Source organism: Bradyrhizobium sp. CCBAU 11386 (assembly GCF_028128955.1).
In the GTDB taxonomy this organism is placed as follows: Bacteria; Pseudomonadota; Alphaproteobacteria; order Rhizobiales; family Xanthobacteraceae; genus Bradyrhizobium.
On sequence record NZ_LBKA01000261.1, the window covers coordinates 275658 to 300630 of the forward strand.

The following is a 24973-nucleotide window of genomic DNA, read 5'->3' on the forward strand; positions in this document are numbered from 1 at the left end:
CGCTCAGCTCTGCGAGTTGCGCGCCATGAAGTTGTCGTAGCCGACCTCGGCGACCTGGAACCACTGGTAGCCGTTGTTCGAGAACGACGTCAGCGATTCGTACACCTTCTTGAAGTCGGCATTCGATGCCGACACTTCGGTGTGCAGTTCCTTGGCTGCCTTGAAGCAGGCCTGCATGACCTCAGGTGAGAACGGATGCAGCTTGGCGCCGGCAGCGAGCAAGCGCCGCAACGCTGGCGGATTGGCCTGGTCATACTTCGCCATCATCCAGTTGTTGGCATAGTGCCCCGCCTGCTCGAGAACGCTCTGGTAGTACTTCGGCAGCGCATTCCACTTGTCCTGGTTGACGAAGGCCAGCAGCATCGGTCCGCCTTCCCACCAGCCCGGGAAGTAATAGTGCGGCGCGACCTTGACGAAGCCGAGCTTCTCGTCGTCATAGGGTCCGACCCATTCCGCCGCGTCGATGGTGCCCTTCTCTAGCGCCGGATAGATGTCGCCGCCGGCGATCTGCTGCGGCACGGCGCCGAGCTTGGCCATCACCTTTCCGGCGAAGCCGCCGATGCGGAATTTCAACCCGCTGAAGTCCTGAGGCGTTTTCACCTCCTTGCGGAACCAGCCGCCCATCTGGCAGCCGGTGTTGCCGGCAAGCAGCGAGACGACGTTGTACTTCTTGTAGAACTCGTTGAGGATGTCCCTGCCGCCGCCCAGCATGTACCAGGCTTGGTTGATGCGCATGTTGGGCCCGAATGGCACGGCAGATCCGAAGGTGAAGGTCGGATCCTTGCCGAAATAGTAATACGACGCCGTGTGGCCGATTTCGCAGGTGCCATTCTGGACGGCGTCGAGCACCTGAAGACCCGGTACGATTTCACCACCAGCGAAGGTCTGGATCTGGAATTTGTTGTCGGTGGCTTCCGCGACCATCTTGGCCATCATCTCGGCGCCGCCATAGAGCGTGTCGAGCGATTTCGGCCAGCTCGTCGGCATGCGCCACTTGATCTCGGGCATCGACTGCGCGATCGCCGGCGCAGCGAATGTCGCGGCGCCTGCCGCACCAAGTCCGGTGACTTTGATGAAGTCTCTTCTCTTCATGATTTCCTACCCTGATGGACTGCAGTTGTGAGCCTTCTTGCCGAGGCTTGGTCGCAGCATGGAACATTGCGACGCCGATTTCCATCCGGATCAGGGGGCGGAACACGAAATGGCGGGCCTTGCAGCCATTTCAATCCTACGACTTTAGGCTTAGACGGCAGCGCACGTCCTGTCCGCCAGCCGAAACCGCAGTGTGAACTCCGCGCCGCCGCCCGGAAGATTCTCCACCGCAACCGTCGCGGCATGATCATCCGCCACGCCGCGCACGATCGACAGGCCCAGGCCCGCGCCGTCGCTGCGCTGGCGGTCGGCCCGCCAGAAGCGCTGGAAGATCAGCTCGCGCTCGGCGTCCGCGATGCCGGGGCCGCAATCGCGCACGCGCACCACACCGTCGTCACCGACCTCGACATCGACGGACGTATCCTTTGGAGTGAACTTGATGGCGTTTTCGGCGAGGTTGAAGATCGCGCGCTGGAGCATCTCGGAATTGCCGTGGACCATCACCGGCGCATCGGTGCCCTTGAGTGCGATGTCCTTGTGCTGGGCGAGCGCGAACGGCGCGATCGCGCCGACCACCTCGGTGCAGACGGCGCGCAGGTCGGCGGTCTCGCCGGGATCGAGCACCAGCGTGTCGAGCTCGGCGATCTCCAGCAGCTGGGCGACGATGCGGCTCATGCCTTCGATGTCGGCATGCAGCGCCTGCCTTGCCGCGCCGTCGCCGAGCGTCTCGATCCGGGTGCGCAGGATCGTCAGCGGCGTGCGCAATTGATGCGCGGCATCCGCGGTGAACTGGCGCTGCACGCGAAAGCCGTCCTCGAGCCGATCCAGCGCCTGGTTGACGGCGGTGACGAGCGGCATGATCTCGCGCGGGATCTGCTCCGTCGGCAGGCGGATGTCGGTGCGCGCCGGGCCGATATTGCTGGCCTCCTCCGAGGCCTTCCACAGCGGCGCGACCGCACGGCGAAAGATGATGATGTCGGTGGCGAGCAGGATCAGCAGGATCGGGATGGTGATCCACCCGACCCGCCGGAAGAAGTTCGAGATGATGTCGTCGATGATGACGTCGCGATGCGCCAGATCCTCGGCGACCTGGATGCGCACCGTCTTGCCGTCGATGATCCGGGTGACGCCCGCGCCGGAAATCGTCTCGGCCAGACGCGGCGCCGCCGCAGCAGCGCCGGTGCGACGGTGCGACGAGAACAACAGCCGGCCTTCGCCATCGCGAATGTCGTACTGATAGCGGCCGTAGGCGTCCGAATAGAGGCCCCTGAGACTGTCGGGCAGATTGAACGTCAACAAGCCGTCCGGCTGCGCGACGATGCGCTCAGCGAGCACCTCGGCCTGGGCGCGCATGGCATCGCGATGCAGCTGGTCGACCTCGGAGTTGAGCAGCCAGAACAGCACCAGCGGCAGGAAGATCGCAACCACCGCGACCGCGACGATGTGCATGAACACGATGCGCGAGATCAGCGATTTGAACGTCGGCCTGGTGAATGACCGGGCGGCGGACACGCTATTTCTCCTCGGCCATGAGATAGCCGACGCCGCGGATGGTGTGGATCACGACCTTGGCGCCGTGTTCGCTGAGCTGCTTGCGCAGCCGCGAGACGTAGACCTCGACGGCGTTGGAGGCGACTTCGCCTTCGAGGCCGAAGATGTGGTCCTCGACGTTCTTCTTCGGCACCACCCGCCCCTGCCGGCGCAGCAGGATCTCGAGCACCGAGGCCTCGCGCGCCGAGATGATCCGCGGCTGGTCGTCGATGAAGATCTGGCGGCTCTCGGTGTCGTAGACGAGGTTGGCGAGGCGCAGCGAGCGGCCGAGCAATTGGCCCGGCCGGCGCAGGATCGCCTCCAGCCGCGCCACCAGTTCCTCCATCGCGAACGGCTTTGCGAGATAGTCGTCGGCGCCGCTGCGCAGGCCGTTGACGCGGTCCTGCAAGCCGCCGCGCGCGGTCAGCACCAGGACCGGCAGCGGCTCCATCTGCCGGCGCAGCTCGCGCAGCACCGACAGGCCGTCGCCGTCGGGAAGGCCGAGGTCGAGGATCATCGCGGCATAACTGACGCTGCCGACCGCCTCGCGCGCCTCGGCCGCGCTGCTCACGATGTCGCTCTCGTAGCCGGCCGCCGACAGCCCGCTGGCAACCAGCCGCGACAGCTCGGCATTGTCCTCGACGATCAGAAGACGCATCGCATTTCCGCAGGATACTCAGGTCACAACACGGCTCGCGCCGCATCCTTGCTCTCTTCTACCATTCGTCTGGCTTCAGCCAGTGAAAAAAACACCTGACCGGCCGGCCGCTTAGGGCGTCAGGTTCGTGTCAGGCGATCAGGGCGTGTCCTCGCCGCGAATATCGGCTGTTGGAGCGTGACAAGGCATTGCCGCTTCTGGCCACAAGTCGGAAGCGTGCGACGCTCCTGGGTAAGGGGTCAGATTCTGCCCCATAGAGGACGTCATTGATCCAACGATCAGCGACGACAAGCTCTGAGCTCAGCCAATTCGTCGTCTGTTGCTCCCAGCTCTGCGTCCACCCGACCTGTAAGCACGTCCATGTAAGCGATCGGCTGATCGAACTGGCTCGCCGTGAAGTCGTACCTCTTGCCGCCGATCCGATTGTAGAAGTGGTCGCCGGCCGGCAGAGGCGTCTTCAGCAAGTCGCCGCCTAAGAGTTCGTGGATCAGCAGCGACGTGACGTTGCATTGGCCCGCCGCTGGATTGTCCGCCGTCCATTGGCTGGCGGTCGACAACGACCATGCCTTGCGTAGCGCGCGTTGAACGTCATCCGGATCAAAGCTCATCGTCACTCCCAACGATCGGCGCCATGCGCCAATTTCGGATTATGCGATGATCGCTTTCTGCCACTGTTTTGCCCGACGAGTCAAACGGCTTCGCGGTTGAGCCCAGCTCCATCCGCTCGTCATTGCGAGCGCAGCGAAGCAATCCAGAGTCCCTCCGCGGAAAGATTCTGGATTGCTTCGCTGCGCTCGCAATGACGGTGTCGGAACAGATGCGCGCGAAATGACGATGTCGTTCCGGTCGCCGCCTGGCAAATCGCCGCGTCGGCACCGGCTGCGCCGTGATTGCTCTGTCCCGCTGATTTGCTCCAACGTGTCAGACTATTAGCCGCATCCACAGCACAACGTGCCCTCACCTCATTTCTACTGTGCATGGGGTTGTTTTCGACATTTTTTGTTTCGGCACCTTCGGATGCACCCGCAGCAAAGAAAAAACCCGGCCTGTTCTGGAGGCCGGGCTTTGTCGTCTTGCGACTTGCTCGAAAGATCAGCCGCGGGTGCGCGAGCGGATCATGAAGCTGTCGTAGGTGTATTCGGCGACCTGCCACCACAGATATTGGTCGGAGCGGTAGGCCTGCATGGCGTCGATCGACTTCTTGAAGTCGGCGTTCTTGGCCGAGATCTCACCCCACAGCTCGTTGGTCGCCTTGAGGCAGGCTTCCAGCACCTCGTTGGTGAAGGGACGCAGCTGCGTGCCGCCGGCCACCAGACGCTTCAGGGCAGTCGGGTTCAACATGTCGTAGCGTGCGGCCATCCAGGTGTTGGTATTGACGGTCGCGTTGGTGAGGATCGCCTGGTAGCTCTTCGGCAGCTCGTTCCACTTGTCGATGTTGGCGAAGGCGTGAACGGTCGGACCGCCCTCCCAGAAACCGGGATAATAGTAATACTTGGCGACCTTGGCGAAGCCGAGCTTTTCGTCATCGTACGGGCCGACCCATTCAGCGGCGTCGATCGTGCCCTTTTCCAGCGACGGGTAGATATCGCCGCCGGCGAGTTGCTGCGGCACGACGCCGACTTTCTGGAGCACCTGGCCGGCGATGCCGCCGATACGCATCTTCAGACCCGAGAGATCGGCAACGGTCTTGATCTCCTTGCGGAACCAGCCGCCCATCTGGGTGCCGGTGTTGCCGCAGGGGAAGCCGATCACGTTCGACTTCTTGAAGAACTCGTTGGCCAGCTCGTTGCCGCCGCCCTGGTAGAGCCAGGAATTCTGCTGGCGCGCATTGAGGCCGAAAGGCACCGAGGCGAAGATCGCGAAGGTCGGATCCTTGCCGACATAGTAGTACGACACCGTGTGGCACATTTCGACGGTGCCCTTTTGGGTCGCATCGAGCGCCTGGAGACCGGGGACGATTTCACCCGCCTGAAAGACCTGGATCTGGAACTTGTTGTCGGTCATTTCGGCCACGTACTTCGCCATCTGCTCGGCACCGCCATAGATCGTATCGAGCGACTTCGGGAAGCTCGAGGTCAGGCGCCACTTGATCTCGGGCGAGGATTGCGCGATCGCCGGCGAGGCCACCGCGGCGGTCGCCGCCGCGCCTGCTGCCGACACTTTCAGGAAATCACGACGCTTCATCTTCAGGTCTCTCCTTGCTGGGGCGTTTCCCCGAACTTCCTCTTTGCCGCCGCTCATTCCGGCGACGCGTTTGGCCCGCGTCGAACCGAAGGGGCTTGACTGCCGTGGGCGTTTAACACGGAAGCTCCGCCTGCGGAACGCGACATTGGCATGACGGGGCTCTACGAAAGTCGCATGTCCCCAATGGATTGGCTTCGTCTCGCTCAGGCCGCCGCGATGACGCCCTTGAGCTGGTCCCGGACCTGGCCCGCGATGGCGCGGTAGATCGCCGCATGGGGGCCGTCCGGCTCGCTGTCGACGACGGGATTGCCGGCGTCCGAGGTGGCGCGAATCGCCATGTGCAGGGGGATCTCGCCCAGGAACGGGACTCCGAGCTTCTCGGCCTCGTGGCGCGCCCCGCCATGGCCGAAGATGTCGGATTTCGTGCCGCAATGCGGGCACTGGAAGTAGCTCATGTTCTCGACGATGCCGAGCACGGGCACGTTGACCTTCCGGAACATCGCAAGCCCCCGCCGCGCGTCGATCAGCGACAGGTCCTGTGGGGTCGAGACGATCACGGCGCCCTTCAGCGGCACGTTCTGCGCCAGCGTGAGCTGGGCATCGCCGGTGCCCGGCGGCATGTCGACGACGAGCACGTCGAGCTGGCCCCATGCGACGTCGCGCAGCATCTGCGTCACCGCCGACATCACCATCGGACCGCGCCAGATCATCGCGGTCTCTTCCTCCACCAGGAAGCCGATCGACATGATCGCGAGGCCGAAGCGCCGGAGCGGAATCATCTTGCGCTCGTCGTTGAGCTCCGGCTTGTCGTGCAGGCCCGTCAGCCGCGGCACCGAGGGGCCGTAGATGTCGGCATCCAGAAGCCCGACCTTGAGGCCGAGGTCGCGCAGGCCCAGCGCCAGATTGAGTGCGGTGGTCGACTTGCCGACGCCGCCCTTGCCGGAGGCGACCGCTATCACCGCAGCGACGCCCGGAATCTCCGATTGCCGCGCCATCGGCGATTGACCGCCCTGCGGCGGCTTGTGGGCATGGACCGGCTGCACGCCGGGCGCGCCGCGGCTTGGCGTGGGCGGCGGAGGTGGTGCAGAGCCCGGCTTGCGCTCGGCGGTCAGCGCCACCATCACGGTGGTGACGCCGGGAATGGCGCGCACCGCGGCCTCGGCCTCGACCCGAACGGACTCCCAGGCCCGCGCCTCCGCGGCATCGACATTGATCGAGAAGAACACCTTGCCGTCAGAGGCGCTGATCGCGCTCAGCACATTGGCATTGGCGAGCGCGACCCCGCGCGGCGATTTGATCCGGGCGAGGCTGTCGAGAACCTGTTGCTGCGTCACGCTCAAAGCGCATCTCCATGAGTCCAAGATGTGCCCCATTAGAGCGGAAACGCCCAAAAGGCTACTGCCTGCCGATATCGTCAGCCATCTCGGCGGGCGCCGCCCCCTGCTCCCTGGCCGCCTCGTAGTTCAGCTCGATCATCACCCCGTTGGGGTCGTGCACGAAGATCTGCCAGAGGTCGCCGCCGGGCACCTGGCGGGAGTCGAATTTCATCCCTTTGGACGTCAGTCGCTGCTTCATGCCGTCAAAACCGCGGCTGACGAAGGCGACGTGGTGAACAACGCCGGAATCCGGCTTTTGTGGCTCCGAGGTCGGAGAAATATCGACGAGGTGCACCACCGGCCTGCCCTCGCTGTACATCCAGGCGCCCGGGAAGGCGAAATTCGGCCGGGCCCCGTTTTCCAGGCCCAGCACGTCCTCGTAGAAGCGGACCGTCTCGGCCAGATTCCGGGTCCGGATGTTGAAATGATCGAGGACGCCAACGCTCACGCCGCCCATGCTTTCGCTCCCTTTTTTTGAAGTCCTTAAGTCCCGCCATCCTAGCACAGGGGGCCGCCAAACGAAGCCGTTGCCCTCCCGGCCTAACGGTTTATGGTGCGCCTCCGACCCGCCCTCGCGGCGGAAGTTCCAGGACGCCGATTTGGCGCCCCTCGCCCGGCAAGAACCGTAAAACCCAAACTACGGACAAGGTACCACACATGGCTAAAGTCGCTTTCCTCGGTCTCGGCGTCATGGGCTTCCCCATGGCCGGACACCTCGTGAAAAAAGGGGGCCACGAGGTCACCGTCTACAACCGCACCGCGGCCAAGGCGAAGGAATGGGCGGACAAGTTCGGCGGCAAGACCGCGGCGACCCCGAAGGCCGCCGCCGAAGGCCAGGATTTCGTGATGTGCTGCGTCGGCAACGACAATGACCTGCGCGCGGTCACGATCGGCCCCGATGGCGCCTTCGCCGGCATGAAGAAGGGCGCGACCTTCGTCGACCACACTACCGCCTCCGCCGAAGTTGCGCGCGAGCTCGACGCGGCCGCCACCAAGGCCGGCTTCAAGTTCGTCGACGCGCCGGTCTCCGGCGGCCAGGCCGGCGCCGAGAACGGCGTGCTGACGGTGATGTGCGGCGGCGCCGAGGACGCCTATGCCGGCGCTGAGCCGGTGATCACAGGCGCCTATGCGCGGATGTGCAAACTGCTCGGGCCCGCCGGCTCCGGCCAGCTGACCAAGATGGTCAACCAGATCTGTATCGCCGGCCTCGTGCAGGGCCTCTCCGAGGGTATTCACTTCGCCAAGAAGAGTGGCCTCGACGTCGCCGCAGTGATCGAGACCATCTCCAAGGGGGCGGCGCAGTCGTGGCAGATGGAGAACCGCTACAAGACCATGAACGAGGGCAAGTACGATTTCGGCTTCGCGGTCGAATGGATGCGCAAGGACCTATCGATTTCGCTGGCCGAAGCCCGCCGCAACGGCGCCACCCTGCCGGTGACCGCGCTGGTCGACCAGTTCTACGCCGAAGTCGAGAAGATGGGCGGCAAACGCTGGGATACGTCCAGCCTGCTCGCGCGCCTGCAACGCTGACACCGCTGCTGCCTTGCTGATCGCGATCGCCGCCATCTTCATCCTCGCCTATGCGGCGATCGCGCTCGAGCACCCGATCGGGGTCAACAAGAGCGCCTCCGCACTGCTCGGTGCGGGCCTGCTCTGGAGTGTCTACGCGATCGCGACGGGCGACCACGCCCTGGTCGGCCGCCAGCTCGACGAGTCCGTCGGCTCCACCGCGCAGATCGTGTTCTTCCTGATCGGCGCCATGACCATCGTCGAGGTGATCGACGCCCATGACGGCTTCGAGGTCATCACCTCGCTGATCCGCACCACGAACCAGGTGGCGCTGATCTGGCTGATCGGCTTCGTCACGTTCTTCCTGAGCGCGATCCTGGACAATCTGACGACCACCATCGTCATGATCTCGCTGATCCAGAAGCTGATCGCCCGCCGCGACGACCGCCTGCTGTTCGCCTCTCTCATCGTTATCGCCGCCAATGCGGGCGGCGCGTGGACCGTGATCGGCGACGTCACCACGACCATGCTGTGGATCGGCGGACAGATCTCGCCGGTCAAGATCATGGGCGCAGTGTTCCTGCCCTCGATTCTCAATCTGCTCGTCCCGCTCGTGTTCGTCAGTTTTTCGCTCAAGGGCAAGACCATCGCGCCGCCGTCGAAGGACACCGGGCTGCTGGTCGTCAACCGGTTCGAGCGCAACCTGATGTTCTATCTCGGGCTCGGCACCCTGATCGCGGTGCCCGCGTTCAAGGCGGTTACGCATCTGGCGCCCTTCATGGGCATCCTGTTCGGGCTCGGCGTGCTCTGGCTGGTCGGCGAGATCGTGCACCGCCACAAGGACGAGCATGTACGCCAACCCCTCACGCTGGTGCATGCGCTGGCACGGATCGACATGAGCTCGATCGTGTTCTTCGTCGGCATCCTGCTCGCGGTCGCCTGCCTCGATCACGCCGGCTTGCTCTCGATGCTGGCCAAATGGCTCGATGCCACGCTCGGCCGCCAGGACGTCATCGTCGTCGCGCTCGGCCTGCTCAGCGCCATCATCGACAACGTGCCGCTGGTCGCCGCGACCATGGGCATGTACGACCTCGCGCATTATCCGCCGGACAGCTTCATCTGGGAGTTCATCGCCTATTGCGCCGGAACCGGCGGCTCGATCCTGATCATCGGCTCTGCCGCCGGCGTTGCCGCGATGGGGCTCGAGCGCATCGAGTTCCTCTGGTACGCCCGCCGCATCGCCGGCCCCGCGCTCGCCGGCTATCTGGCCGGTGCGGTGGTGTACATCGCGCAGCACGCGGCGCTGCATTGAGCCGTTCAGGCCGGATCCAGATTAACGCCCGGTTAACGTAATTCTTTAGCTCCTTAAGTCAGCTCTTAAGGATTTCTTGCCAGAGATAGACAATGCAGAAGGCCCGCGTCCGGCGTGGGCAGGAATCGTGTTGCTTGATGAGTAACCCCGCTGAAAAGCCTGAGGTTGTGCAGCTTCCGGCCGAGCCGGTAAGCGCTCCATCGGCGAGCAGCCGAAGGGCTGCGGCGCAGCGGGTGCGCGAGGCGCGCGATAAGTTAACGTCGACCAGTGGAACCCGGCCGGCCTTCGACGCCGAGATGCTGCGCCAATATGCCCAGACGCGGCTGTCGGCCTCCTATGTCGTGATGCTGCTGGTAGTCGCGACCGGCGTGCTGTTCGGACTGTGGATGCAGCCGATCCCTGCCGCGGCCTGGACCGCCGGCATGCTCTGCATCCACGGCGCGATGATCCGCAGCTGCCGGCGCTTCCTGACCGAGCCCGCCACACCCACCGCGACGCGCGCCTGGCGGACGCGCTTCGTCGTGCTCGACCTGCTCTATGGCCTGTGCTGGATGGCGATCCTGATCCATCCCGTGCTCGACATGGTCACGGAAACGCTGATGATGTTCCTGATGCTGCTGGTGATCGCAGTATCGAGCATGCTCGCCGCCAATCTGCCGATCGCCGCCCTTGCCGCCACCGCACCGGTCGCAGTCGCCATGGCGTTGAGCTTTGCGGTGACCGGCTCGCTGGACAATTACATCCTGGCCGCGCTCGCGCTCGGCGCCGAAGGCTATTTCGTGCTGCTGGCGCATCGGCTGCATTCCTCGACCTTCGCCACGCTCGAGGCGCGCGCCGAGAAGGACGCGCTGATCGGCGAGCTCGAGCAGGCCAAGGCGATCTCGGACGAAGCGCGCCACCGCGCCGAATCCGCCAATGTCGCCAAGTCGCGCTTCCTCGCGCAGATGAGCCACGAGCTGCGCACGCCGCTGAACGCCATCCTCGGCTTCTCCGAGGTCATGAAGAGCGAGATCTTTGGCGCGCACGCGGTGCCGGTCTACAAGGAGTACTCGGCCGACATCCACAATTCCGGCGTGCACCTGCTCAATCTCATCAACGAGATTCTCGACCTGTCGCGGATCGAGGCGGGCCGCTACGAGCTGAACGAGGAAGCCGTGTCGCTGGTCGGCATCGTCGCGGATTGCCACCATCTGATGAAGCTGCGCGCATCGAGCCGCGGCATCACCATCCACGAGGTGTTCGAGCAGGCCATGCCGCGGCTCTGGGCCGACGAGCGCGCGATCCGCCAGGTCGTGCTCAATCTGCTCTCCAACTCGATCAAGTTCACGCCGCAAGGCGGCGAGATTTGGCTCAAGGCGGGCTGGACCGCTTCGGGCGGACAATATCTCTCGGTGAAGGATACCGGCTCAGGCATCCCCGAGGACGAGATTCCGGTCGTGCTCGCTTCCTTCGGCCAGGGTTCCAACTCGATCAAATCGGCCGAACAGGGCGCGGGCCTTGGCCTGCCCATCGCCAAGAACCTGATCGACCTGCATGGCGGCACGTTCACGCTGAAATCGAAACTGCGCATCGGCACCGAGGTGATCGTCACCTTCCCGCCGGAGCGCGTGATGAGCGCGCTGGCGCCGCTGTCTGATGATTCTCCGCCGCTCCAGCCGGAGGGCTCCGTCGTGCCTGACGAGAAGCGCCGGCCGCGCCACAAGCCAATCATGAGCGCAGGCACGGGCTCTTAACGATATGCTTGCAGAAATGCCCGACGATCCCTCACTATACCCGAATGAGCAAAGAAACGCCGTGCGTCGCCGTCTGCATGATCGATCCCAAGACCAAGCTGTGCTTCGGCTGCGGCCGCACCTTGCCGGAGATCGCGCGCTGGCACGCCATGGACAGCGCGGAACGGCTCTCGGTCATGGCGCTGCTGCCGGCGCGCATGGCGGAGGCCGGACTTGCGCCGATCGCGGGATCGCAGAAACGCGCCTGACCGGCCCGCGCGCATATGGAGGTGCGCGATGATCCGCTTCCTGCTCGTTCTCGTCATGCTCGCCGGCACCGCAGGTGCCGTCGTCGCCTATGGCGATCCCGATCAGATCGCGCGCGCGAGCAACAAGGTCTCGCACATCTTCCGCGCCCAGACCGTCGCGCCGGCCCCCGCCGTGCAGATCCACCGCGGACAGGGCGGCGAATTCGCGCTGCGCGCGAAGATCAACGGCGTCGCCGCACCGATGGTGATCGACACCGGTGCGACCTCCGTGGTGCTGACCTGGGAAACAGCAAAGGCGATCGGGCTGCCGCTCGAGATGCTCGAATACGACGTCGACCTGGAGACTGCGGGCGGCCATACCAAGGCGGCCCGGCTAACGCTCGACCGCCTTGCCGTCGGCCACCTCGTCGAGAAATCGGTGCCGGCCCTCGTCGTGCAGCGCGGGCAGATGAAGACCAATCTGCTCGGCATGAGCTTCCTCGACCGCCTGGAGAGCTGGGGCGTGCGCGCCGACAAGCTGATGCTCACCGGCTATCCGGAGCTCCAGAGCAGCCCCCGCCGCTCGCGGATGGCGGTCGACTAGACCGCCCACGCAAGCCGCCGCCCGCCTGCCGACAGGCTCGATCGCGCGGGCTGTGACCCATCCAGGCCACGACTTCAGTCGGCGCGCCGCGAAAGCGCCTCCGGTGTGGCATTCGCGCTATTTACAAACCGTCTAGTCGGTTTATAACGACCGCATTCCCGGATCGGGTTGGACACAGGCGCTGCTCCCAGAGGGACGCGGCAAGTGGGAGATTGAAAATCATGACTGCAAGATCCGCCTTACGCCGCACGATGCGCGCCCTGCCCTTTGCCGCTGCGTTCGCCGCAGGCAGCGCCAGCGCTGCCGACCTGTCGCCGCGCCACGCAGCGCCGGCCTCCGCCTATACGGCACCGCAGCCGGTGTATTCGTGGACGGGTCTCTATGCGGGCTTCAATGCCGGCTATGCCGAGAGCGGCGACGACGCCTTCAACAATCTCGTCGGCACGAGCGGCGGCAAGGTCAAGGGCGCCGTCGGCGGCGTGCAGATCGGCTACAACTATCAGCTCTCGCCGATGTTCGTGGTCGGCATCGAGAACGACTTCGAAGGCGGAGACATCAAGAACCACGACGCGCTCAACAGCGCCGCAGTTAGCCTGCCCTGGTACATGACCGGCCGCGCCCGCGCCGGCATCGCGACGATGGATTCACGTCTTCTGTTCTTCGGGACCGCCGGCCTTGCCGCCGGTGAATTGAAGGACGGGCCGATCAACAAGATGAAGATGGGCTGGACGGCGGGCGGCGGCGTCGAATGGGCGTTCCTGCCGAAATGGTCGGCCAAGGCCGAATATCTCTACACCGAGTTCAAGCACGACGACCTGCCGGACTGGAACGCCGCGAAATTCCACACCTTCCGCGTCGGCGTGAACTATCACTTCGACCTGTTCCGCTGAGACCGATCGATCGACGAAGAGCCGGATGTTGCGATCCGGCTCTTCACGTGGCGGCAGTTAGGCGGCCACCTCCGCTGGCACACGCGCACCGACGCGCGCGATCGCATCGCGCAGCACGTCGAGACCGGCGCCCGGCTTTACCCCCAGCTCGGCAAGATGGCGGCGGAAGGCGCGCGCGCCGGGCACGGCGTGGAAGGCGCCGACGAAATGCCGTGTGATGGCGTGCAGGCGCGTGCCGCGCGCGAGCTGCGCCTCGATATAAGGCATCATCGCTTCGAGCGCGTCCTGCATCGTCGCATGCGGCGCCGCCTCGCCGAAGATATCGGAATCGACGGAGAGCAGCCGCCATGGATCCTGATAGGCGGCGCGGCCGAGCATCACACCATCGACGTGTTCGAGATGCGCTTTCGCCTCGTCGATGCCTGGGATGCCGCCATTGATGATGACGGGCACATCAGGCATCGCGCGCTTGAGCCGATAGACGCGCTCGTAGTCGAGCGGCGGGATGTCGCGGTTCTCCTTCGGTGACAGGCCGTTGAGCCAGGCTTTCCGGGCATGCACGATCAGCGCATCGCACCCCGCTGCGACCACCGCGCGCGCAAGCGTATCGAGCGCCACTTCAGGGTCCTGGTCGTCGATCCCGATGCGGCATTTCACCGTGACGGGAACGCCGACCGCCTGCTTCATCGCATCGACGCACCTCGCCACCAGCTCCGGCTCCGCCATGAGACAGGCGCCAAAGCGACCATCCTTCACGCGATCGGACGGGCAACCGACGTTGAGATTGATCTCGTCATAGCCGAACGCCTCGCCGATCCGCGCCGCCTGCGCAAGTTCGCGCGGATCCGAGCCGCCAAGCTGAAGCGCCACCGGGTGCTCCGATGCATCGAACCCGAGCAGCCGCTCCCGATCGCCATGGATGACGGCGCCAGTGGTCAGCATCTCCGTATAGAGCAGCGCCCGCCGCGTGAGATGACGGTGGAACACCCGGCAATGCCGGTCGGTCCAATCCATCATGGGGGCGACGGAGAAGCGATAGTCTAACATGTTGTTTTCATTGACTTTCGCAGATTGAGTCGGTTCAACCGATTTCTGGACCGACAAATAATCGAGGGCATAGACCTAAAGCATTTTCCTTTCTTTTCAACGGCTTGATCCGACCACTCGATTATTTTCGCTTATTTCAGCCTTGCCCGGTACTGCACGGCAGTACCAAAATCCCCGCGCAATACTGGCCGGTCGACAAGGTGTTTTGCCAATGCCAACTGCGCCAGATCGTCGAATTTGAAATGGGAATGGCACTGCCGTGATGCAGACGCCTGATCGGTCAGCGATCCGCTCGAAACTTATGCGGGTTCGTTCGGCGTAACCGCCCGATCAGAAAACAGATCACGCGCATCCAATACTTGGTAGCCTATCGCCTGATAGCCAACTTGGCGTTTCGCAGCCATGCGGGCCAGAACCGGCACTCTCATGTCGGCATAGTCGCAAATGATCACCTCGCGCTTAGCATCGTTGAGACGATGCAACCGGCCGGCATACTGGGCGAGCGTGCCTTTCCAAGCAATCGGCATGGTAAGAAAAAGGGTATCGAGGCGAGAATCATCGAAGCCCTCGCCGAGGTAACGTCCCGTCGCGACAATGACACGCTCTTCGGCCTGGGGAATTGCTGCGAGTCGCGCGGCAACGTCGCGGCGCTGCTTCTCGCTTTGCCCACCGCGCAATACGACGACATGCCTTGCGAAACGCTCGAGACGCTTCGCGATGATCTCCAAATGGGCGGTACGCTCGGTTATCACGACGGGTGAACGGCCCGCTTCCAGCGCGCGCAAGACGTCATCGAATATGAGATCATTACGTGCTTCATCGGTGACCATTTCCCTGAAAACATCCTGGATGGAGGGAGAAACGGTGTCCGATGTGGCTTGAAGCTGGAACCTGGTATTCCTGATCTGCACCACGTGACCGAATGGGCGTTTGGCTGCCTCAGAGCGCGCGTCTACGCGATAGCGGACGGGACCACATTGCATAACGATGATCGGGTGATGCCCATCTTTTCGGGTCACCGTTGCTGACAGACCAAGGATGTAACGCGCCTTGCTGCGGCGCGCGACCAGTTCAAAGCTCACCGCCGACAGATGGTGGCATTCGTCGACCACGAGATGTCCATAGTTGCCGACGATATCATCGACTTCTCCCTTGCGAACCAGGCTCTGGATCAGGGCGACGTCAACCTGACCTTTCGGTTTGCGACGACCGCCGCCGATTATGCCGATCGCGTCACGCGGCATATTTGAAAACGCCGTGAGCCTTTCGATCCATTGATCCATAAGTTGACGGCGATGAACGAGCACCAATGTATTCCGGCCGCGTTCTGCCATCATCCGGATGGCTAAGATCGTCTTGCCGAACGCCGTCGTTACCGCGAGCACGCCCGTATCGTGCGGCAGCAGGGCTGCGATCGCGATTTCCTGATCGGAGCGTAATGCACCGGTGAAGGCAAGTGGGATCGCCGCACCGGAAAAGCGGCGATCTTCGATCGTTACTGTAATTCCAAGTGACGCAAGCAAGTCTAGTGCAGCGTCGAAACACCCGCGGGGTAGCGCAACGTGATGGTTAGTCAACTCCGCGCAAGAGACGATCCGGGGCTTGTCATAGGTCGAGCGGCGCATCGCTTGTGCGGCGTAGAATTCGGGATTCTGGAATGCAGCGAGGCGAATAAGACGCGCGATCAAAGGCGGTGGCAGCGCGTGACGCGGAATGTATACCTGATCCGCCCGCACAAGAGTGATTGCACTTGGCAGTGGCGCACTAATTGCGGTCGCAATCTGTCGACGCGACGGCGTGGCAAGCCACGGTTCTTCGTCTTCATCGACGAGAGGAATACGCACGCCGAGAATTTTACTAGATGCACTTGCCTCCTCGACCAGACGTTCCACCTTTGCCCGCGGCATAGGCCCAATCGCCGAAAGGAAGGCCCACTGATCCGGATATGGCGAACAAGACTCGTCGATGAACTCGCTGTTGCCACACCTTCGCGCGAGCCCCTGAAGCGGCAAGGCAATCAAGTTGCCGAAGCCACCCGTTGGCATTGAATCCTGACTTGGGAAAAATCGATCGTAGGATCCGAATCCGATATCTGGAACGTGTTCCATCGCGTCGGTGATCAGGAAGGCGCCGAGACGGCGCGCCAATGCCGCTGGGATCGGCTCGTCGAAAAATATCCAGACGTGAGCACCGTTTCCTGATCGAGACCGCTCAATGGCAACAGGTATTCCATGACGCTCGCAGGCGTCCCTAAACGCAAAGGCATCCCTTTGCCAATCCCCTTCGTCGAAATCCGCGGCCAGGAACGAACAGGTGTTGTCCGCAAGCATCGGATAGACGCCCATCACGAATGGGGCGCCGTTCGCGTCGGTCCCGCGTAGATGACGTTCGATTGACACGTCATCGACGGGCAGGAATGCCTGATTTGGACATGCCGAACATTTGATTTTCGGCTTCTCGCAAATCCCACGGCGCCATTCGTTAGCACAGGCGGGTGCGTAGCCGCTCCGCCCCATCGTGCCATTCTCCCACCGGATGGGGAAAACATCTGAGCGGCCGCGGAAAAGCCGGCGGAATAGAGCAATCTTCTTTTCGATTGGCGAATGCCGGTCCGTGGGGTCGCCGGCTCTTCCCGAAGGAACCTTAACAGCCGCAGTCCTTTCATTCTGCACCGATCGCAATGCGTCGATCTCAGCTACGATCTCTGCGCACTCACGCTGCAGCGAAGTAAGCCAGGCCATGAGTTCAGAAATTCTGGCATCCGTCTGTGACATCGAGATTGGCAGGCATCAGAACAACAAACTTGAATGTAGCGATTTAACTCACGGATCGCTAATCGCCTTTGGCCGGCTAGCCGGCGCCGGCGGAAAGGAGTTGCCATAACATACAAAATTTTGTATATTAGCCCCTAAGGACCGTTCCGAAGCCCGTAGAATTCCGCGGCAGCGCACACGACGATTTACGTGGCTTTCCGCAAGCGGCTCGGCGCGAGGCGGGATATCAGCTTGACCAAATCCAGCGTGGGCGCGAGCCAGACGACTGGAAGCCCATGAATACGGTTGGCCGAGGCGTCCGCAAAATTCGGATTCGCGATGCCGCAGGAGCATTCAGAGTGCTGTATGTAGCGAAGTTCGATGATGCCGTTTACGTGCTGCATTGTTTCCAAAAGAAGACGCAGAAAACGAGCAAAGCGGATTTGAACTTAGCCGCACAGCGTTACCGGGATTTGTTAAAGGAGCTAAGTCAATGAGCAAGAAACGCTTCGCTAATGTGTGGGACGCAATTGAGGATACACCTGCGCAGGCTGAGAACATGAAGCTCCGTTCAGCGTTGATCATGGCTTTGAAGGATCATATCACCCGAACGGAGCTGAGCCAATCGGAGGCCGCCAAGCTGCTTGGTGTTACGCAGCCGCGTATCTCTGATCTCATGCGCGGCAAGATCGAATTGTTTGGCCTCGATACCTTGGTCAATATGATCGGAGCTGCCGGCCTGCACGTTGAAATGCGCATCTCGGACGCAGCATAATCAAAAGCTGCTTGCCGACGGCGTGGTACAGCATCTGGTACTGCACGGCTGACCTCGATCCCGCTTAAGTGCTGATGGTACTTTGCTTTTCCCGCTCAGTCGCTCCAGTCCATCATAGGGGCGACGGAAAATTTCCAGCGCAAGTCATTCATTTCATTTATCTATTCTGTCTCCACCCAATCCCATAACGGATTGGACCGATTGGGAAATCCAGCGCGACCCACCTTTGATATATTTTGCTTCTTTCCAGAATCATATCCAAAATGCCCAATCTGCATTCTCGGTGCACACATTGTGCACACGAAAGCCCGAGTGCACACGAACGGCGGCGTTCACTCAGTCGCCTCGGAAAATTGGCGCTTTGTCGCTGGAGCCATTCCTCTCTCCATTCTCACCGCAACACGAGCGACACAAAGAAAACGCCAAGAGCGACGCACATTCAACCGAAACCAAGAAGCAGCTTTGGCAAGGAAATCAGCGTTGATCCAACGCTACGAGGGGTACGTCACATGCGCCACAACGTGAGCGCAATTCAGGAAATGCCTCAATAGAGCGTGAGGGACATGGGACCGACGGGAAATAGCTCTCTACTCGGCACGTAAAAGAATGCCGTGCCCGAGGGACACGGCAAGTTTCAGGGAGGGTGAACCGGAAGACTCCGGTGCATACGTGAGGCGTGGCCTCGGCCGATCGTCCGCCGGGGCACGATCGGAAAAAGTCAGCGGCCGATCGCGGCCGCGGTCACCATTTCAACGCGGCCGTGCGCACGGGATGGTCCCAGAGCGCCGCGCTCTCGCTATCGAGCAGGCTCACGGTGAGCGAGCACCCGGCCATGTCCAGCGAGGTGACGAAACTGCCGACCAGCGAGCGAGCAATGCGCAAGCCGCGCTTTTCGAGCATCCGCCGCGCCGCGTTGTACATCAGATAGAGCTCGATCGTGGGCGTGCCGCCAAATCCGTTGACAAGCAGGAGGGCCTCGGCCCCGTCGCGCGCCTCGAGATCCTGCGCGATGGCCGTCGTCATCTCGTCCGCGATCGCGTCGGCCCGCTCCAGCTTGACCCGGCGACGTCCCGGTTCGCCGTGAATGCCGACCCCCATCTCCATCTCGTCCTCGCCGAGCGAAAAGGTCGGAGTGCCCGCGGCCGGGACCGTGCAGCTCGTCAGCGCCACGCCCATCGAACGCGTGCGCGCGTTGACGCGCTCGCCGAGCGCAACGCAGCCCTCGAGGTCGGCGCCCTTCTCGGCCGCCGCGCCGACGATCTTCTCGACGATCAACGTGCCCGCCACGCCGCGGCGCCCGATGCTGTGGGTCGAGCTCTCGACTGCGACGTCGTCGTCGGTCACGATGGTGGCGGTGCGACCTTCGGCGATCTCGGCCGCCATCTCGAAATTCATGCGGTCGCCCGCATAGTTCTTCACGATGAACAGCACGCCGGCTTCACCCGCGACCGCCTGGGCAGCCTCGACGATCTGGTCCGGCGTCGGCGACGTAAAGACCTGTCCCGGGCAGGCGGCGTCGAGCATGCCATAGCCGACGAAGCCTGCATGCAGCGGCTCGTGCCCGCTCCCGCCGCCCGACACGAGCGCGACCTTCCTCGCGTTCAGCTCACGGCGCCGCACGAATTTCCGTTCCGGCCCCAGCGCGACGAGATCGGCATGCGCGGCCGCAAGTCCGTCGAGGCTCTCCGCGAGCACGCCGTCGACCGAATTGATGAACTTCTTCATTGTCTCCTCCCCGTTTCCTCCCCATCACCTCACGTCTATTTTTCCTGCATGATGGCAATCAGGCGCCGCGCGAATTCCTGGAGCAGCGCATCGAGTTCGGCGTTCCGCTTGGCGCTGCCGAGATCCGGCAAATGCAGGGTCAACGTCCGCTCGTGCGGCCCTTCGGTCAGCCGGCCGATCCGGCGCGGATGCGCGCGTGCATAGGCGCGCAGAAAGGCGGCCTTCGCCTGCGAAGGGAAGTGGCAGACATCGAAGATCGTATTGAGGTGCTGCACAGGTATTGGCACCGGATAGGCAGGATTGCTGATCTGGCTCACGAAGCTGCGATTCTTCCCCATGGCGTGCGCCAGACGCAGCCGCATGCCCGACGGGCGGCTCTCCAGCACTTCCTTGAAGATGCGCTTGTAAACCGCAACAGCGCCGGCTTCCGCCGGCTCATCGATCGCCGTGTCAGCCAAGGCCACCTCCGCTGCTCAGCCGGTCGATCGTCTGCTTGATCTGCGCGAGCGCCGACGCATTCACCGAAAGCTCGCGCAAGCCGCAGTTCAGCAATGCGGGAAGGCAGCGCGGATCGCTTGCCATGTCACCGCATAGGCTGACGCTGATCGCGGCGCGCCGCCCATGCTCGGCGGTCCGCGCAATCAATTCGAGCACCGCCGGATGCAGCGGGTCCATCAAGGGGGCGAGCGCTCCATTGGAACGATCGCAGGCAAGGACATATTGCGCGAGATCGTTCGAGCCGATCGAGAAGAAGGCGGCCTTGAAGCTCGTAACAGCCAGGGCCGCCGCCGGGACTTCGACCATGATTCCCAGCTCGGGAAGCATCGCGGCAATGCCGTCGGCCTGCAAGCGCTGCACGGCATCGGCGAACAGCTTCCGCCCCGCCTCGAGCTCGTCCGCCGATGTGACCATCGGAAACATAACCTTGAGGTTTCCGCGCACGGCGACCCGTGCCAGCGCGCGGAGCTGAATGGCAAAGATCTCGGGCCGGGCCAGGCAAAGCCGCAAGCCCCGAACTCCGAGGAACGGATTGGCTTCGCCCTCCAGCGTAAAGCCGGCGACCGGCTTGTCGCCGCCCGCGTCAAACGTGCGAATGGTGACCGGGCGCCGGTCGGCCCAACGCAGCACCGCATCGTAAGCCTGAAACTGTGTCTCCTCATCGGGCAAACCGCCCCGCTCCGTCAGCAGAAACTCGGTGCGCATCAGGCCGATCCCATCGGCATATTGCGCGTCGGGATGCTCGAGATCGTCGACGCGCTGGATGTTGATAAACAGCTTGATCCGCTCGCCGCGCCATGATGCGGTGGGCCGCCGCAGGATCGCACGGGCGGACGCCCTGCTCTTGCGATGGCTTTCGCGCCGCTTCTCGAACAGGCGAACCTGCTCCGCATTGGGATCGAGCTCGAGCGTCGCGCCCTCGCCGTCAAGCAGCGCGGTGGCTCCGATATCGGGAATCGCGCCAAGCTGCACGACCATGGGGATGCCCCGCGCGCGCGCCAGCATCGCGACGTGGCTGGTGGGACTGCCGCGCAAGAGTGCGAGCCCACCGCCGCCGGACCAGTCGATCTCCAGGAATCGCGAGGGCGGCAGATCGTCGGCGCAAACGACAGCACCGCTCGGAATCTTCAGAGCCGGGCCCTCACCGCCCCGCAGAATGTTGATTACGCGGTCACGCAGGTCCGCGAGGTCCGAGGAGCGCGCCTTCAGATACTCGTCCGCGGCCGAATTGTAGTCCGCGATCTGCGCGTCGAGCGCCGAACGCCATGCGACATCCGCCGGATCGCCATCGCCGATCGATGCGAAGATCGCTTCGATGAAATCCTCATCCTCCAGCAGCGCGACCTGGAATTCGAGAATCTGCGCAGCCTCGCCGCCGGCGATCCCGGCGAGATCCGCGATCTGCCCGCTTGCCGCGTCAATTGCAGCGCGAAGGGCAAGCGCTTCTTCAGCCAGGTTGCCCGCGACACGCTCGCCGTTCGTATCGGCGTCGACCCGGACGAACGGACCATGGGCAAAGCCGATCGAGGCGGTTCTGCCGCGGTAGGCCAGTCCTGTCGCGCCACCCTGCATGCTGCTAAGCCCCGTCCGGAAAATCGGTTGCGATCAGGTCGACCAGCGCCGCAACGGCGGCTTCCGCGTCACTGCCGGACGCCTTGATCTCGATCGTGCTGCCGTGGGCCGCACGCATCGCCATGATCTTGACCACGCTCTTGGCATTGATCCACTCGGCCGCGCCTGCGACCCGCACGGAAATCTGGGCCTGGAACTTCTTGGCGAGCTTGGTCAGCTTGACCGCGGGGCGCGCGTGCATGCCAACCGCGTGCACCAGCCGCACATTTCCGGTGAAAATCTGTCCGTCCGCTTTGTCCAGCATGCTCATCTTTCATCATCGCTTCGCCGACGCGTCAGTCGGCAGAGAGTTCCTCGGCCACGGCTTTCACCTGGGCCAGCGAGCTGCCGCCAGCGGCCTCGGTTGCCGCCATCACGGCGCCCTCGACGATCGGCGCGTTGCATACGACAACGAGATCGCGCCGCCCGGGCTCCAGCATCTCAACCGCCATTTCGCTGTTGGTTTCGGCTCCGCCGAGGTCGACGAGGATTGCGACGCCCTTGGCAGACCAGGCATCATTAATGGCGTCGATGATCAGGGAGACGCTGGTGCCCAATCCGCCGTCGGGATTGCCGCCGCAAAAAGCCACCTTGACCTCGCTGCCGACCATCTGCCGCACCATGTCGGCGGTGCCCTTGGCGATGTCCTTCGAATGCGAGACGATCACGATACCCACAGTGTCGGTCATTGTTGTCCCTCCAGGCTCGCGCAGACCGCCTGCACGAGAACGCAACTCGAGCGGGCGCCGGGATCGACGTGTCCGATGCTGCGCGATCCAAGGAACGACGCCCGCCCCTTGGTGGCCTGCATCGGCGCGGTCCGCTCGACCGCCTCGGCAGCGGTGGTCCGGACGCGCGCGATCAGATCCGGCTGGCCGGCCGCCGTCTTCAGCGTCTCCAGGACGGGAACAAGCACGTCGAGCATCGTCTTCTCGCCGGCCTGCGAGCGGCCACGCGCGCTGACTGCGTTCACACCGCTGCCGAAAACGTCCGCGAGGTCGTCCGGCAAGTGTTTGTCGTGCGAGAGCGCTTCGCCGGCGGCGAGGAAGAAGCTCCCGTAAAGCGGCCCGGACGCGCCGCCGACAGTCATCACCAGGGTCTTGCCGATCATCTTCAGCGCCTCGTCGAGCGGTTGCGCGGAGATTACATCGAGCTTGCCCAGAACCGCTTCGAATCCGCGCTTCATGTTGATTCCGTGGTCACCATCGCCGATCGCCTGATCCAGGCTCGTCAGCTCCGGCGCACTGGCGATGACCTGCTCTGCGGCCACCTTGATCAACGACTTGAACGTCCCGGGTTGCAGCGACATCGACTTGATCCTCTAGTGAATCATCGCGGGGATGCGTCGCCCCGCGCGATCGAAACAGAGCGGACGTACCAGGTGCAATTCGACCTCCTGACCCGCCTCTAGCGGCTGCTGATGCGGATCCGCAAGCGTCACCAGCATTTCGCCCTTGTAGTCCAGATGAACGTGATTCTGTTCGCCGAGGTGCTCGACCCGGTGGACGCGGCCGACCATCCGTCCGCCATTGCGCGCACCGACCTTCAGATGCTCGGTACGGATGCCGACGGTCTCCGTTTCCGGCGGCACCGACACGTCGGACAAGAGACGTGCCGGAAGGAAATTGATCTGTGGCGTGCCGAGACGCGAGGCGACATAGGAGCTGGAGGGGCTTTCGTAGATCTCCCGCGGCGTGCCGAGCTGAAGGAGTTGGCCATCCCTGATCACGCCGATCCGGGAGGCCATGGTCATAGCCTCGACCTGGTCGTGGGTCACGTAAAGGATAGTCGCGCCAAGCTCGAGCTGGATCCGCTTGAGCTCCAGACGCAGCTCCGAACGGAGCTTCGCATCCAGCGACGAGAGCGGCTCGTCCATCAGGTAGATCGAAGGATCGCGGACCAGTGCGCGGCCGATGGCGACCCGCTGCATCTCACCACCGGACAGGCGGGTGGCACGATTGTTCAGCTTGTTTGCGATATGCAACAGCTCCGCCGTCTGTTCAACGCGCTTGCGGATGACGGGCTCCGGCACGCGCCGCGCGGGCGAGCGCAGCGGGAACGCCAGGTTGTCATAGACCGTGAGATGCGGATACAACGAGTACTGCTGGAAGACGAAGGCGATATCGCGAGATCCCGGCGGATCATGCGTGACGTCGCGGCCGTCGATCATGACTGAGCCGGCGTCGGGAGTCTCGAGCCCGGTGATCAGCCGCAGCGTCGTGGTCTTGCCAGCGCCACTCGGTCCGAGCAGGACTAGGAATTCCCCGTCATTCACCGCCAGCGAAAGCTCGCGAACCGCCTCGACCGCGCCAAACCGCTTGCTGATGTTGCGCAGGATGACGTCAGCCATGGCGCGCGCTCCCCTCATTGGCGGTCCGGATCGCAAGGCCGCTGCCGACATCGAACAGCGCCAGTCGTTCGGAGTGGAATTCGAGACCGACCGTCTCGCCGACCCGCACCGACGCGCTGGAGGGCAGCCGGGCCGCGACGCGTCCATGTGCCGTGTCGACCGTGACGATCTGCGTCGTGCCGAGATATTCTGCGCCGAACACCTCGCCGCGGACGGGTGCTGCATCGGCGAAACGGATATGCTCCGGGCGTATCCCGAGCGCCAGCAGGGCAACGGAGCGATCCTCGCGGATCTCCGGGACCGCGATGCTGGCATCATGGATGGCGATGGCCCGATCTCCGGATCGTAGGCCGCCCTCAAAGCGCAAGAAGTTCATCGACGGCGAGCCGATGAAATCGGCCACGAACATGCTCGCGGGCTGGTCATAGATCTCCTGCGGCGAGCCGATCTGTTCGACGCGCCCCTTGTTCATGACGGCAATCCGGTCCGCCATCGACATCGCCTCGAGCTGGTCATGCGTCACGTAGACCGTAGTTGCACCAATGCGATCATGGAGGTCGCGAAGCTCGCCGCACATCAGATGCCGAAACTCGGCGTCGAGCGCCCCAAGCGGCTCGTCCATCAGGAAGGCCTTGGGCCGCCGGACCATAGCGCGCCCCAGCGCCACGCGCTGGCGGTCGCCACCCGACAGCTTTGACGTCTTGCTCGACAGGAGATGCTCGATCCGCAGGAGCCGCGCCGTCTCCTGCACGCGCTCGCGGACCGCGCGCCGGCCCATGCCCTGGCACTTCAGGGGAAAGCCGATATTGTCGGCAACATTCATGTGCGGATAGAGCGCGAAAAGCTGGAAGACGAAGGCGATGTCGCGGGCCGCGGCACGGCGGAACGTCACGTCCTCGCCGTCGAGCAGGATCTTGCCCTCGGTCGGCAGCTCTAGGCCCGCAATCATGCGCAGCGTGGTCGTCTTACCACAGCCGGAGGGCCCGAGCATCGCGAAAAAGGTGCCGTCGTCGATCGTGAAGTTCGAACCTTGCACGGCCGTGAACTGATCGAACGACTTGCGCAGGTTTTCGACGCGAATTTGTGCCATGTTGACCGC

24 protein-coding genes and 1 pseudogene are annotated in these 24973 nt (G+C 63.4%); 8 read left to right on the top strand and 17 right to left on the bottom strand.

All coding sequences use genetic code 11. The features are described 5' to 3' along the window. Window positions 1-3: 3 nt before the first annotated feature. The 7 genes from XI09_RS44930 to XI09_RS44960 form a co-directional block, all read right to left on the bottom strand. A complete protein-coding gene (locus XI09_RS44930; RefSeq protein WP_271572683.1) occupies window positions 4-1092 on the bottom strand; it encodes a TRAP transporter substrate-binding protein in 1089 nt (362 codons plus the stop codon). Between the two features lie 150 nt (window positions 1093-1242). After that, window positions 1243-2604, bottom strand: a complete 1362-nt coding sequence (locus XI09_RS44935) for a sensor histidine kinase (RefSeq protein ID WP_271572684.1) — start codon at window positions 2602-2604, stop codon at window positions 1243-1245. Window position 2605: 1 nt separating this feature from the next. After that, window positions 2606-3280, bottom strand: coding sequence for a response regulator transcription factor (locus XI09_RS44940; protein ID WP_027544547.1), 675 nt, complete (start codon window positions 3278-3280; stop codon window positions 2606-2608). Between the two features lie 278 nt (window positions 3281-3558). After that, window positions 3559-3888, bottom strand: coding sequence for a YunG family protein (locus XI09_RS44945; RefSeq protein WP_271572685.1), 330 nt, complete (start codon window positions 3886-3888; stop codon window positions 3559-3561). A gap of 484 nt (window positions 3889-4372) precedes the next feature. Further along, the gene (locus XI09_RS44950) at window positions 4373-5464 is read right to left on the bottom strand and encodes a TRAP transporter substrate-binding protein (RefSeq protein WP_271572686.1); all 1092 of its coding nucleotides are present in this window, start codon (window positions 5462-5464) and stop codon (window positions 4373-4375) included. Between the two features lie 203 nt (window positions 5465-5667). Beyond that, on the bottom strand, window positions 5668-6804 hold the full coding sequence (locus XI09_RS44955) for an Mrp/NBP35 family ATP-binding protein (RefSeq protein WP_271572687.1): 1137 nt from the start codon (window positions 6802-6804) through the stop codon (window positions 5668-5670). A 55-nt stretch (window positions 6805-6859) separates the two neighbouring features. Continuing rightward, a complete protein-coding gene (locus XI09_RS44960; protein WP_271572688.1) occupies window positions 6860-7297 on the bottom strand; it encodes a VOC family protein in 438 nt (145 codons plus the stop codon). Window positions 7298-7497: 200 nt separating this feature from the next. Here XI09_RS44960 and XI09_RS44965 point away from each other — a divergent pair, with 200 nt between their 5' ends. The 6 genes from XI09_RS44965 to XI09_RS44990 all read left to right on the top strand — a co-directional run bounded on the left by XI09_RS44965 (window position 7498) and on the right by XI09_RS44990 (window position 13115). Next, a complete protein-coding gene (locus XI09_RS44965) occupies window positions 7498-8370 on the top strand; it encodes an NAD(P)-dependent oxidoreductase (RefSeq protein ID WP_025576427.1) in 873 nt (290 codons plus the stop codon). 13 nt (window positions 8371-8383) lie between these two features. Beyond that, a complete protein-coding gene (gene nhaD / locus XI09_RS44970; RefSeq protein WP_271572689.1) occupies window positions 8384-9661 on the top strand; it encodes a sodium:proton antiporter NhaD in 1278 nt (425 codons plus the stop codon). A gap of 137 nt (window positions 9662-9798) precedes the next feature. After that, on the top strand, window positions 9799-11394 hold the full coding sequence (locus tag XI09_RS44975; protein ID WP_271572690.1) for a sensor histidine kinase: 1596 nt from the start codon (window positions 9799-9801) through the stop codon (window positions 11392-11394). Between the two features lie 44 nt (window positions 11395-11438). Next, on the top strand, window positions 11439-11642 hold the full coding sequence (locus XI09_RS44980; protein ID WP_271572691.1) for a DUF1289 domain-containing protein: 204 nt from the start codon (window positions 11439-11441) through the stop codon (window positions 11640-11642). A gap of 28 nt (window positions 11643-11670) precedes the next feature. Next, on the top strand, window positions 11671-12225 hold the full coding sequence (locus XI09_RS44985; RefSeq protein ID WP_092183437.1) for a TIGR02281 family clan AA aspartic protease: 555 nt from the start codon (window positions 11671-11673) through the stop codon (window positions 12223-12225). 221 nt (window positions 12226-12446) lie between these two features. After that, complete coding sequence (locus XI09_RS44990) at window positions 12447-13115, top strand: outer membrane protein (protein ID WP_271572692.1); 669 nt, start codon at window positions 12447-12449, stop codon at window positions 13113-13115. A 57-nt stretch (window positions 13116-13172) separates the two neighbouring features. On the opposite strand, the gene dusA is transcribed toward XI09_RS44990, so the two are convergent. Further along, complete coding sequence (gene dusA, locus XI09_RS44995) at window positions 13173-14162, bottom strand: tRNA dihydrouridine(20/20a) synthase DusA (RefSeq protein WP_271572693.1); 990 nt, start codon at window positions 14160-14162, stop codon at window positions 13173-13175. A gap of 299 nt (window positions 14163-14461) precedes the next feature. Then, on the bottom strand, window positions 14462-16903 hold the full coding sequence (locus tag XI09_RS45000; protein WP_271572694.1) for a TOTE conflict system archaeo-eukaryotic primase domain-containing protein: 2442 nt from the start codon (window positions 16901-16903) through the stop codon (window positions 14462-14464). A 218-nt stretch (window positions 16904-17121) separates the two neighbouring features. Between XI09_RS45000 and XI09_RS45005 the strand changes: the two are divergent. Together XI09_RS45005 and XI09_RS45010 are read left to right on the top strand one after the other, a co-directional pair. Beyond that, a pseudogene (locus XI09_RS45005) lies at window positions 17122-17412 on the top strand (type II toxin-antitoxin system RelE/ParE family toxin); the annotation flags it as partial. Continuing rightward, window positions 17409-17690 carry a helix-turn-helix domain-containing protein gene (locus tag XI09_RS45010; RefSeq protein ID WP_271572695.1) on the top strand — a complete coding sequence of 94 codons (282 nt, stop codon included), beginning with the start codon at window positions 17409-17411 and terminating at the stop codon, window positions 17688-17690. The pseudogene XI09_RS45005 and the gene XI09_RS45010, both read left to right, overlap by 4 nt. A gap of 741 nt (window positions 17691-18431) precedes the next feature. On the opposite strand, the gene dhaK is transcribed toward XI09_RS45010, so the two are convergent. The 8 genes from dhaK to XI09_RS45050 are packed head-to-tail and all read right to left on the bottom strand — an operon-like array spanning window position 18432 to window position 24964. Further along, on the bottom strand, window positions 18432-19415 hold the full coding sequence (gene dhaK, locus XI09_RS45015; protein ID WP_271572696.1) for a dihydroxyacetone kinase subunit DhaK: 984 nt from the start codon (window positions 19413-19415) through the stop codon (window positions 18432-18434). 35 nt (window positions 19416-19450) lie between these two features. Then, window positions 19451-19879 carry a hypothetical protein gene (locus XI09_RS45020; RefSeq protein ID WP_442869664.1) on the bottom strand — a complete coding sequence of 143 codons (429 nt, stop codon included), beginning with the start codon at window positions 19877-19879 and terminating at the stop codon, window positions 19451-19453. Further along, window positions 19866-21485 carry a phosphoenolpyruvate--protein phosphotransferase gene (ptsP, locus tag XI09_RS45025; RefSeq protein WP_271572698.1) on the bottom strand — a complete coding sequence of 540 codons (1620 nt, stop codon included), beginning with the start codon at window positions 21483-21485 and terminating at the stop codon, window positions 19866-19868. The genes XI09_RS45020 and ptsP overlap by 14 nt, the downstream gene beginning before the upstream one ends. Window positions 21486-21489: 4 nt before the next feature. Further along, a complete protein-coding gene (locus XI09_RS45030) occupies window positions 21490-21789 on the bottom strand; it encodes an HPr family phosphocarrier protein (RefSeq protein WP_442869665.1) in 300 nt (99 codons plus the stop codon). 31 nt (window positions 21790-21820) lie between these two features. Beyond that, the gene (gene dhaM / locus XI09_RS45035) at window positions 21821-22213 is read right to left on the bottom strand and encodes a dihydroxyacetone kinase phosphoryl donor subunit DhaM (RefSeq protein WP_271572700.1); all 393 of its coding nucleotides are present in this window, start codon (window positions 22211-22213) and stop codon (window positions 21821-21823) included. Beyond that, complete coding sequence (gene dhaL, locus XI09_RS45040) at window positions 22210-22833, bottom strand: dihydroxyacetone kinase subunit DhaL (RefSeq protein WP_271555513.1); 624 nt, start codon at window positions 22831-22833, stop codon at window positions 22210-22212. Before dhaL ends, dhaM begins: the two co-directional genes overlap by 4 nt. A gap of 12 nt (window positions 22834-22845) precedes the next feature. Next, on the bottom strand, window positions 22846-23874 hold the full coding sequence (locus tag XI09_RS45045; protein ID WP_271572701.1) for an ABC transporter ATP-binding protein: 1029 nt from the start codon (window positions 23872-23874) through the stop codon (window positions 22846-22848). Then, window positions 23867-24964, bottom strand: coding sequence for an ABC transporter ATP-binding protein (locus tag XI09_RS45050; protein ID WP_271572702.1), 1098 nt, complete (start codon window positions 24962-24964; stop codon window positions 23867-23869). The genes XI09_RS45045 and XI09_RS45050 overlap by 8 nt, the downstream gene beginning before the upstream one ends. Between the last annotated feature and the right edge of the window lie 9 nt (window positions 24965-24973).